This window comes from Nonomuraea ceibae, assembly GCF_019396325.1.
Classification (GTDB): Bacteria; Actinomycetota; Actinomycetes; order Streptosporangiales; family Streptosporangiaceae; genus Nonomuraea; species Nonomuraea ceibae.
Genome location: NZ_JAHKRO010000020.1, coordinates 96110 through 106190 on the forward strand (window position 1 = coordinate 96110; position 10081 = coordinate 106190).

Consider the following 10081-nt stretch of genomic DNA (forward strand, 5'->3'; position numbering starts at 1 on the left):
GCCATGCGAAAAGGCAGAGCAGCAGCGATCCTGGCCGGACTGGCCGTAGCAGTCGCGGCCTGCGGCAACGCGCCGACCACCAACGACCCGGCGGCCTCGGCCCCCGCCTCGGGCGAGGCCACGAGCGGCGCCAAGACGCTCGAAGGCGTCACGCTCGAGGTCGCGGCGAAGTGGACCGGCGAGGAGCAGAAGAACTTCGAGCAGGTGCTCAAGGCCTTCTCCGAGAAGACCGGCGCGAAGGTCACCTACGCCTCCACGGGCGAGGACACCGGCGCCTACCTGGGCCCGCGCATCCAGGGCGGCAGCCCGCCCGACGTGGCGATCCTGCCGCAGCCCGGCCTGGTCCAGCAGTACGCCGACCAGAAGGCGCTCAAGCCGCTCACGGCCGACGTCACCAAGGAGATCGACGCCAACTACACGCCGTACTGGAAGGAGCTCGGCTCCGCGGACGGCCAGGTCTACGGCGTGCTGATCAAGGCGGCGCACAAGTCGCTGGTCTGGTACCGCGACCAGGCGCTCAAGGACGCCGGCGTGCAGCCCCCCACCACGTGGGAGGAGCTGGTCAAGACCTCGCAGACGATCGCCGACTCCGGCACCGCGCCGCTCTCCCTCTGCGGCGCCTCCGGCTGGACGCTCACCGACCTGTTCGAGAACGTCTACCTCTCCTCGGCCGGTCCCGAGAAGTACGACCAGCTCGCCAAGCACGAGATCCCGTGGACCGACGCGAGCGTCACGACGGCCCTGGAGAAGATCAAGGAGCTCGTCAGCAAGGACGAGTACCTGGTCGACGGCCGCTCCAACACGATGCAGACCGACTTCCCGACCTGTGTCACCAAGGTCTACGGCCAGGACAAGGCCGCCATGGTGATCGAGGCCGACTTCGTGGCCGTCACGGCCGTCGAGTCCGGCGCCAAGGTCGGCGAGGAGGCCAAGTACGTGCCGTTCCCGAAGGTCGGCGAGACCGCCCCGGTCGTGCTCGGCGGCGACGTCGCGGTGGCCATGAAGGACTCCCCCGGCGCGATGGCGCTGCTGCAGTTCCTGGCCTCCAAGGAGGGTGGCGAGATCTGGGCCAAGCTGCCCGGCTACCTGTCCCCCAACCGCAACGTCTCGCCCGACAACTACCCGGACCCGCTGACGCAGGAGCTCGGCAAGACGATCATCTCGGCCGGCGAGACCGTCCGCTATGACATGTCCGACCTCGCGCCCAGCGCCTTCGGCGGCACCGACGGCAAGGGCGAGTGGAAGATCCTCCAGGACTTCCTGCGCGACCCGTCCGACATCAAGGGCGCCCAGGAGGCGCTCGAAGCCGAGGCCAAGAAGGCCTGGAAGTAAAGAGGAATGGCCGTGACCGAAAGGTTGGACGGCCCGAAGGTCCCGCCCGAGAGCACCTCGGGCGGGCCTGCCTCCGGACCGGCTGATACCCCCCGTAAGAAAAGCCGCCTCGGCCCCTCCCCGTGGCTCGCGATCGCCTTCCTGCTCCCGGCAGCGGTGCTGCTGGGGGTCTGGGTGGTCTATCCCATCGGGTTCTCGATCGTCCGAAGCCTGTACGACGCGTCGAACACGCAGTTCGTCGGGCTCGACAACTTCGCCACGATCTTCAGCGACGGCAACATGTTGCGGACCATCCGCAACAACCTCATCTGGGTGATCGTCGCGCCCATCGTGGTCACCACGCTGGGCCTGATCTTCGCGGTGCTGACCGAGCGCATCCGCTGGTCGACCGCGTTCAAGCTGATCGTGTTCATGCCGATGGCCGTCTCGCTGATGGCCGCCGGCGTCATCTTCAGGCTGGTGTACGACGGCGACCCGGACAAGGGTGTGGCCAACGCCATCCTGACCACCGTGCACGACACGTTCTCCTCCTCCCAGGGCTACCCGGAGGCCCGCCCGCGTGAGGGCGAGCAGTCGCCGGTCGCGGCCGAGGGCGGCGGCGTCGTCACCAAGCAGCCCGTGCAGGCCGGCCAGCCGGTGCTCATCCCGATCGTCGGCGTCAAGCCGGAGGTGCTGCCCTCCGACGCCGCGCCCGCCAAGGCGCCCGCCGGCGGCGACACCCTGTCCGGCACCGTCTGGTTCGACTTCACCCCGGGCGGCGGCGGCGTCAACGGCCAGCTCGACGGGAGCGAGAAGGGCCTGCCGGGGATGACCGTCGAGGCGGTCAGCGACGGCAAGGTGGCGGGCACCGCCACGACGGCCGAGGACGGCACGTTCGCCTTCGACGGCCTGCCCGCCGGCTCCTACACGCTGCGGCTGCCGCAGTCGAACTTCGAGGGGGCCTACAACGGCCTGGCCTGGCTGGGCCCGACACTCATCACGCCGGCGATCATCGGCGCGTTCGTCTGGGTGTGGGCCGGATTCGCGATGGTGCTGATCGCGGCGGGTCTCGCGGCGATCCCGCGTGACGCGCTGGAGGCCGCCCGCATCGACGGCGCCTCGGAGTGGCAGGTGTTCAGGAAGATCACCGTGCCGCTGCTGTCGCCGGTGCTGCTCGTCGTCTTCGTGACGATGATCATCAATACGCTGAAGGTGTTCGACCTGGTCTTCATCATCGCGCCGTCGTCGGTCCAGCCGGAGGCGAACGTGATCGCGCTGGAGATGTGGCGCGTGGCGTTCGGCGGCGGGAACAACCAGGGACTCGGCAGCGCGCTGGCGATCTTCCTGCTCATCCTGGTGCTGCCCTTCATGGTCATGAACATCCGCAGGTTCAAGAGGGGAGAGTCATGACCACCGCGACCGCATCCGCACCCCGCGGGGCGCACGCGGGAGCCCCGCGCCGGAGCTTCGCCGGCCGCATCGTCGACCGCCTCGGCAGCGGCGCCGTCCAGGTCGTGATGATCCTGCTGGGCCTGTTCTGGCTGGTGCCCACGCTGGGCCTGCTCGTGGTCTCGCTGCGCTCGGTGGAGACCAACACCGCCGAGGGCTGGTGGACGATCTTCACCAAGCCCGCCGAGCTCACCCTCGAAGGCTACGCGAACCTGCTGGCCAGCGGCTTCACCGCGTCGTTCTGGAACACGATCGCGATCACCGTGCCGACCACGATCCTGGTGATCGGCATCGCCGCGATGGCCGCCTACGCGTTCGCCTGGATGGAGTTCCGGGGCCGCGACACGCTCTTCCTGGTCGTGGTCGGGCTGCTCATCGTGCCGATCCAGATCGCGCTGATCCCCGTGGCCGCCCTCTACGGGCAGGCGGGCATCTTCGGCTCGATCCCCGGCGTGGTGCTGTTCCACGTGGCGTTCGGCCTGCCGTTCGCGATCTTCCTGCTGCGCAACTTCTTCGTCGGCATCCCGGCCTCGCTGCTGGAGGCGGCGCGGATGGACGGGGCGCCGGAGTGGAAGATCTTCGTCTCGGTGGTGTTCCCGCTGGGCAAGCCGGCGATCGCGTCGCTGGGCATCTTCCAGTTCCTGTGGGTGTGGAACGACATGCTCATCGCGCTGGTCTTCGCCAACACCGAGAACCAGCCGATGACCAAGGCACTGCAGTCGCAGATGCGGCAGTTCGGGACGAACATCGACGTGCTGTCCTCCGGGGCGTTCCTGTCGCTGATCATCCCGCTGATCCTCTTCTTCGCCTTCCAGCGCTACTTCGTCCAGGGCATGATGGCCGGCTCGGTCAAGTAGCCCCACCCGAGCTCACGGGCGTCCGGCACGACCGGGCGCCCGTGATCATTTCTCCCGGTTCGGTACGCATGCCGTACCGGACCTGACTAAGCTGATCGGCCATGGCCGGTCGTCCCCTGAACGAAGTCGTCGAAGCCGGATGGGCCCAAGCTCTTGAGCCCGTGTCCGAGCGCATCTCCCTCATGGGCGAGTTCCTCCGCAAGGAGATCGCCGAGGGCAGGCAGTACCTCCCCGCGGGCGCCCACGTCCTGCGTGCCTTCAACCAGCCCTTCGACGACGTCAAGGTGCTGATCGTGGGCCAGGACCCCTACCCGACGCCCGGCCACCCGATCGGCCTGTCGTTCTCCGTCGCCGCCGACGTGCGGCCGCTGCCGGGCAGCCTGCTCAACATCTACAAGGAGATGGAGAGCGACCTGGGCCTGCCCCGGCCGTCCAACGGCGACCTGACGCCGTGGGCCGAGCAGGGCGTGCTGCTGCTCAACAGGGTGCTCACGGTCATGCCGGGCAAGCCCGCCTCCCACCGGGGCAAGGGTTGGGAGGAGGTCACCGAGCAGGCCATCCGCGCCCTCGCCGCGCGCGACAAGCCCATGGTGGCGATCCTGTGGGGGCGCGACGCGCGCAACCTGGCGCCGATGCTCGGCGGCGTGCCGCGCATCGAGTCGGCCCACCCGTCGCCGCTGTCGGCGCGCAACGGCTTCTTCGGCTCGCGGCCGTTCAGCCGGGCCAATGAGCTGCTCGTCCAGCAAGGCGCATCCCCTGTGGAGTGGAAGCTGCCCTAGGCTCGCTCCATGAGTGATGCACAGAAGTTCCTACGCCTCACGGTCGAGCTGACCGTCGAGGTGCTCGACGTTGACGCCCTCCAGGCCGCCGCGATGGCGGAGATCCGCCACCCCGACGCCGAGCTGACCGACGAGGAGCGCACCGAGCAGGCCGAGCTCGTCTCCTCCGACGAGACCGGCGCCTCCGCGCTGCAGTGGCTCATCGAGCCCGAGCACGTGCTCCAGCTCGTCGACCACATCGAGGAGATCGAGCCGCGCGAGGCCGTCCTGGGCGTGGAGCCCTCCGAGGGTCCCAGCGAGGACGAGGACGACGAGGACCACATCCACGCGTGATCCCGTGGCGTCCGGCATCCGGTGCGATGCGGACGAGATGGCCGGCGCCGGCCTGCTCCGGCGGCGTCGGTCGGCGGGGCGGGCTCCGGCCCGTCCTGGCGCGCTCACTAGGATCGATCTTCAGGGCCGGTGAGCGCCTTTCTTCCTGATCGCGGGCGCTCCTGGCCGAGTTCGCCGGCGCGGCCGGTCCGCGCCGTGACCCCGGGAGGGCACACCGTGATCGTGGCATTCTCCATCACCCCGCTGGGCGTCGGCGAAGGCGTCGCCGAGCCGGTCGCCCGCGCCGTCAAGGTCGTCCGCGACAGCGGGCTGCCCAACCGCACGGACGCGATGTTCACCACCGTCGAGGGCGAGTGGGACGAGGTGATGGGCGTGATCAAGCAGGCGGTCGACGCGGTCGCCGAGGTCGCGCCGCGGGTCAGCCTCGTGCTCAAGGCCGATCTGCGGGCCGGGGTCACCGACGGCATGACGAGCAAGCTGGAGTCGCTCGAACGCCACCTCTCCTGACGCCATCCCCGCCTCCCAAACGCGATATGTCTTGACCTGTCGGGCACTCACGACATATCGTGTCGCTCGCACACGACACGATATTACGCGTTTCCGGAGGTGGGTCATGCAACAGCCGCGAGTCCCCGTCCTCGTCGTCGGCGGCGGCTACGCGGGGCTGAGCGCCGCGATGATGCTGGCCTGGCGCGACGTCCCCGTCATGCTCGTCGAACGGCACCCGGGCACGTCCGTCCAGCCCAAGGCGTTCGGCGTCGGGCCGCGGGCCGTGGAGCTCATGCGTCCGGTCCCCGGCGTCGAGCAGGCGCTGGCCGACGTCTGGGCCGGCATCGGCGACAACATGCGCATCGCCATCGCCACCAGCCTGAACGACCCCGACCCGCAGATGATCATCTCCGACGAGAAGGAGGAGTTCGCCTTCCTCGCCGACGCGACGCCCGCCGCCCAGGTGGGCGCCCCGCAGGCCGAGATCGAACGGGTGCTGCGCGCCAAGGCCGAAGAGCTCGGCGCCGACCTGCGCTTCTCCACCGAGCTCGTCTCCGTCGAGCAGGACGGCGACAGCGTGCTCGCCGTCCTGCGCTCCGGCGGACAGGAGAGCGTCGTCCGGGCCGACTACGTCATCGCCGCCGACGGCTACCGCAGCCCGCTGCGCCACCAGCTCGGCATCCCCGTCGGCGGCAAGGGCGAACTGGGGCAGATGTGCTCCATCATGTTCGACGCCGACCTCACCGGGCTCGTCCGCGACCGCGAGGTCACCCTCTGGTACCTGCGCAACGACGCCTTCACCGGCGTCATCGTCACCGGCACCGGCGTCGGCGCGCACGTGCTGGGCGTCAACTACGCCCCCGGCCAGAGCGCCGCCGACTTCACCCCCGAACACTGCGCCGAGCTGGTCCGGCTGGCCGTGGGCGTGCCCGATTTGGACGTGCGCGTCCTCGACACCACCACGTTCCCGATGGCCCACGTGCTCGCCGAGCGCTACCGCGAGGGCCGGGTCTTCCTGGCCGGCGACGCCGCCCACACCATGCCGCCGACCGGCGGCCAGGGCGGCAGCACCGCACTCCAGGACGGCTGCGACCTCGCCTGGCGGCTCTGGCTCGTGATCACCGGGCAGGCCGGGCCCGGGTTCCTCGACACCTACGACGCCGAACGCCGGCCCATCGGCACGCTCACCGCCGACGCCCAGCTCGCCAACCTCGGCGTGCGCATGCCGCCTGCGGCCCGCATCGGCTACCCGGAGCCGCTCGACGACCCCATGAGCGCGATCCTCGGCTACCGCTACCACTCGACGGCCGTCATCCCCGAGCCCGGCGACGACGGCTCCCTGCTGGAGGATCCGCGCCACCCCACCGCCCGCCCCGGCAGCCGCGCGCCGCACGTGCTGCTCGACTGGGACGGGCAGCCGATCTCCACCATCGACCTGTACGGGTCGGGCTTCGTCCTGCTGGCCCACCAGCACGGCGGCCGCCCCTGGGCCGAGGCGGGCAGGCTGGTCGCCGAGCGGCTCGGCGTACGGCTCGCCAGAATCCTGGTGGACGAGGAGCTGATGGACGTCGAGGGCCGCTGGCAGGAGCGTTACGGCGTCAGCGGGGGCGGCGCCGTGCTCGTCCGGCCGGACGGCTACGTCGCCTGGCGCTCCCCCGGCCTGACCGGCGACCCGGCGACCACCCTCGAACACGTCCTGCGCACCGTGCTGAGCCGCTGAGTTCCTGGCCCGCGTCCCGTACCAGGACAAACCCGTACGTCACGTGCCGAGCACCGCGCCGTCCTCGCCCGAGGGCGGCGCGATGGACGTCGTGGCCGGGACGGGGGCCACCGTGCTGTTCCTACCCGGCGACCGGCACGGCGCCGTCCCTGCCACCGATGTGGCGCGACATCCCCTCCGCCATCGCCCCCGCCCACGAGGCGGCCAGAGCCGTATGACGTTTGTCGGACCCGCGTGGGAGCATGCCGTCATGGCGACCTCGAAACAGCCGGTGACCGTCCCGACCGGCGCCGACGTGGACGCGTTCCTGGCGGCGGTCCCCGGCGAGCGCCGCCGGGCCGACGCCCTGCGCCTGCGCGCGATCATGACCGAGGTGGTCGGCGAGCCGGCCGTGATGTGGGGGCCGAGCATCGTCGGCTTCGGAAGCTACCACTACGTCTACGCCAGCGGCCACACCGGCGACTGGCCTCTCGCCGGGTTCTCACCGCGCAAGCAGCACCTGGTCGTCTACCTGGTCGGCGGCTACGAGGAGCGGCACGCGTCCGTGCTCGCCCGGCTCGGCCCGCACACGACCCGCAAGGGGTGCCTCTACCTGAAACGGCTCGACGCCGTCGACGAGGGCGCCCTGCGCGAGCTCATCGACCGTACGGTGCGCGTCCACCGCGGCGTCGACCGAGCCGGCCGCCCTCCTGGGCCCTGACCTTCTCAGCGGGCCCGGTCGTAGACCATGGCCATCTCGCCCATCGCGCCGGTCTCCTGGTGGGTCAGCTTCCACGACGTGGCCGGCAGCCCGTCCTCCAGCAGCCGCTGCCCGCCCCCGGCGATCTCGGGAAAGATCATGAGGTAGAGGCGGTCGACCAGGTCCGCCGCCAGCAGCGGCTTGATGACGCTCGCGCTGCTGTTGACCAGGATGTCGCCGCCCTCCTGAGTCCTGAGCTCGGCGACGACGTCCGCGGCGGGCGCGTTCACCACCCGGGCCCGCTCCCACGGCGCCTCCGTCAGCGTGCTGGAGAAGACCACCTTCTCCACGTCGACCAGCCACTTCGCGTAGCCGCGGTCACGCGGGTCGGCGTCCTCGTCCTCGGCGACCGGCGGCCAGTAGCCCAGGAACCCCTCGGCGTTCACCCTCCCCAGCAGCGCCGTCGTCGCGCTCTCCCACATCCGGGTCATGTGATCCCTGGCCGCCTCGCTGGTCACGTACGGCGCGAACGCCGCGAAGTCGGCAGGCCCGCCGGGGCCGTTGTAACGCCCGTCCATCGTGAGGCTGAGGTTGGCGGTGACCCTGCGGTTGTCCTGAGTGGTCATGTCGTGCTCCCTGTAGTGGTGTCGTCCGCGTGCTCGGCCTGTCCGGCCTGATTGACCTGATCGGCCTGATTGACCTGGAGGGCCTGATCGGCCTGATTGGTCTGGAGGGCCTGAAGGGCCTGGAGGGTCGCCGCGAGCTTGTCGAGACTCTGCCCGAACCCGAGCTCGATCCCCGCGATGAAGTCCGCCGAGTCCACCGTGCTGTCGGCCACCCGGAACCGGACCTCCAGCTCCGTCCCCGCGCCCGAACCGGCGCCGCCGGGACGCAGGTCGAGGTCGAGGTGGGCGGTGAACGCGACACCCCCACCAGGTAGCCGCGGAGAGAGCCGATAGGACAGCCGCTCCCCTGGCTGCGCCTCGACGACGACCCCCTCCGCGCGCCCGGCGACCGGATCGGAGCCGTCGGTGTCCTCGGCGTCGCGATACTCGTGCACGATCCGCCCGCCCGGCCACGCCTCGAACACCAACTCCGAGACGCGCAACTCGTCCGGCGTCCACCAGCGGGCGAGCAACTCCGCCTCGGTCAGATGCCGCCACACCAGCTCGGGCGACGCGGCCAGCGACCGATGAAAGCGGAACGAGCGACCATCGGCCCATCCCGCCTCCCGCGCAGCCAGCCGCTCCGCCTGAACACTGAGCCCATAACGGTCATACGTCTCACCGGCCTGATCCGCGGCATCGGCCAGCCCGTTGAGCACCGCCGCCAGATCCCGCAGCGGCCCGGGCCGAAGCGCGTAGATCCGGCGCTGGCCCGTGCGCTGCGAGACGACGACCCCGGCCCGCTCAAGGTTCTGCAGGTGCTTGGTCGTCTGCGGCTGCCTTGCCTCAGCCAGCCGCGCGAGCACCCCCACGGGCCGCGGCCGCTCAGCCAGCAGCCGTACGAGCCGCCAACGCGCCGGATCAGCCAACGCAGCGAGGAGTTCGTCCATGCCCAGAAGTATTCACTATGACGAATATTCGTGTCAAGGAATAACTAGGCAGCCGCTTGCACCACGCCGCCCCGCTTCCGACCCGCCCCTTCCCGAAAGCAGACCGAATCCAGAGACCCGCATACCGCACCTGCGGGGCTGGGACCGGACCAGCGGCGCGCCCGCGCAACAGGCCAGCGGACGCGGGAGACGACGGCCACACCGGACCCCGCAGCCCCGGGGACGACGCACACACCGCACCCGACAGGCCCGGGGGATGACGCCCGCACCGCACCCGACAGGCCGGAGGCCGGACCGGCCGGACGCACGACCAGAGCGGCGCCCGCGAACGGACCGGCGGGGGTGCCCGCGCGACGGACCAGAGGCGCGCTACGGACAAGGTCCATACCCGGCTTGGCAAGGCCCAAGACCGAACCAGGCCGGACCGCCGAGGCCGGGATCGGATGGCCTGGACCCAGGGCCGGATGGCAGCGCGCGGAGGCCGCCGGCCTCGTGGAGGGTGCCGGGCTCGTGGAGGTGCCGGGCTCGTGGAGGGTGCCGGGCTCGTGGAGGGTGCCGGGCTCGTGGGGAGCGAGTTGGCAGGTGGGGGCGACCGGACCCGTGGGGAGCGAGCTGGCAGGTGCCAGCGCAGGGGGGGCACGGTGCGGGGCTGCGAGAGGGCGCGGCGCCAGGCGGGCGCGATGCGGGAGGCGGGTCCGATGCGGGGACTGCGGTCCGATGCGGGGACTGCGGCAGCCCGGTCCGGAGGTGAGCCCGATGCCAGGGACGGGCGGCGCGCTGGCAGGCGGGCGCGATGCCAAGCGGCAGGGGACAGCGGGCGTAGGGGCGACAGCGGGGACCGGGGCCGGGTGGCCAAGCGGGTGGGCTTGGGCGTGAGGCGGGTGGGTGAGGGGCGGGTGGGTGAGGGGC

At 71.0% G+C, this 10081-nt stretch carries 10 protein-coding genes; 8 read left to right on the forward strand and 2 right to left on the reverse strand.

Going from position 1 to position 10081, the window contains the following annotated elements:
• Positions 1–3 precede the first annotated feature (3 nt).
• The 8 genes from KME80_RS16255 (at position 4) to KME80_RS16290 (ending at position 7638) form a co-directional block, all read left to right on the forward strand.
• Entirely contained in the window at positions 4–1332 is a 1329-nt protein-coding gene (locus tag KME80_RS16255) for an ABC transporter substrate-binding protein (RefSeq protein ID WP_219505961.1), read from the forward strand.
• Positions 1333–1338: 6 nt separating this feature from the next.
• The gene (locus tag KME80_RS16260; RefSeq protein ID WP_219505963.1) at positions 1339–2721 is read left to right on the forward strand and encodes an ABC transporter permease; all 1383 of its coding nucleotides are present in this window, start codon (positions 1339–1341) and stop codon (positions 2719–2721) included.
• On the forward strand, positions 2718–3617 hold the full coding sequence (locus tag KME80_RS16265; RefSeq protein ID WP_219505965.1) for a carbohydrate ABC transporter permease: 900 nt from the start codon (positions 2718–2720) through the stop codon (positions 3615–3617). Before KME80_RS16260 ends, KME80_RS16265 begins: the two co-directional genes overlap by 4 nt.
• A 101-nt stretch (positions 3618–3718) precedes the next feature.
• Positions 3719–4396, forward strand: coding sequence for a uracil-DNA glycosylase (locus KME80_RS16270; RefSeq protein ID WP_219505968.1), 678 nt, complete (start codon positions 3719–3721; stop codon positions 4394–4396).
• A 9-nt stretch (positions 4397–4405) separates the two neighbouring features.
• Positions 4406–4729, forward strand: coding sequence for a hypothetical protein (locus KME80_RS16275; RefSeq protein WP_219505972.1), 324 nt, complete (start codon positions 4406–4408; stop codon positions 4727–4729).
• Between the two features lie 216 nt (positions 4730–4945).
• Positions 4946–5236 (forward strand): MTH1187 family thiamine-binding protein, encoded by a 291-nt coding sequence (locus KME80_RS16280; RefSeq protein ID WP_219505975.1) that lies wholly within the window; start codon positions 4946–4948, stop codon positions 5234–5236.
• Between the two features lie 106 nt (positions 5237–5342).
• Positions 5343–6938, forward strand: coding sequence for an FAD-dependent monooxygenase (locus tag KME80_RS16285; RefSeq protein ID WP_219505977.1), 1596 nt, complete (start codon positions 5343–5345; stop codon positions 6936–6938).
• Positions 6939–7188: 250 nt separating this feature from the next.
• On the forward strand, positions 7189–7638 hold the full coding sequence (locus tag KME80_RS16290; RefSeq protein ID WP_219505979.1) for a DUF1801 domain-containing protein: 450 nt from the start codon (positions 7189–7191) through the stop codon (positions 7636–7638).
• A 5-nt stretch (positions 7639–7643) separates the two neighbouring features.
• On the opposite strand, the gene KME80_RS16295 is transcribed toward KME80_RS16290, so the two are convergent.
• Together KME80_RS16295 and KME80_RS16300 are read right to left on the reverse strand one after the other, a co-directional pair.
• Positions 7644–8243: a dihydrofolate reductase family protein gene (locus KME80_RS16295; RefSeq protein ID WP_219505981.1), complete on the reverse strand. Its 600-nt coding sequence runs from the start codon at positions 8241–8243 to the stop codon at positions 7644–7646.
• Positions 8240–9172, reverse strand: a complete 933-nt coding sequence (locus KME80_RS16300) for a metalloregulator ArsR/SmtB family transcription factor (RefSeq protein WP_219505983.1) — start codon at positions 9170–9172, stop codon at positions 8240–8242. Before KME80_RS16300 ends, KME80_RS16295 begins: the two co-directional genes overlap by 4 nt.
• Positions 9173–10081: the final 909 nt, after the last annotated feature.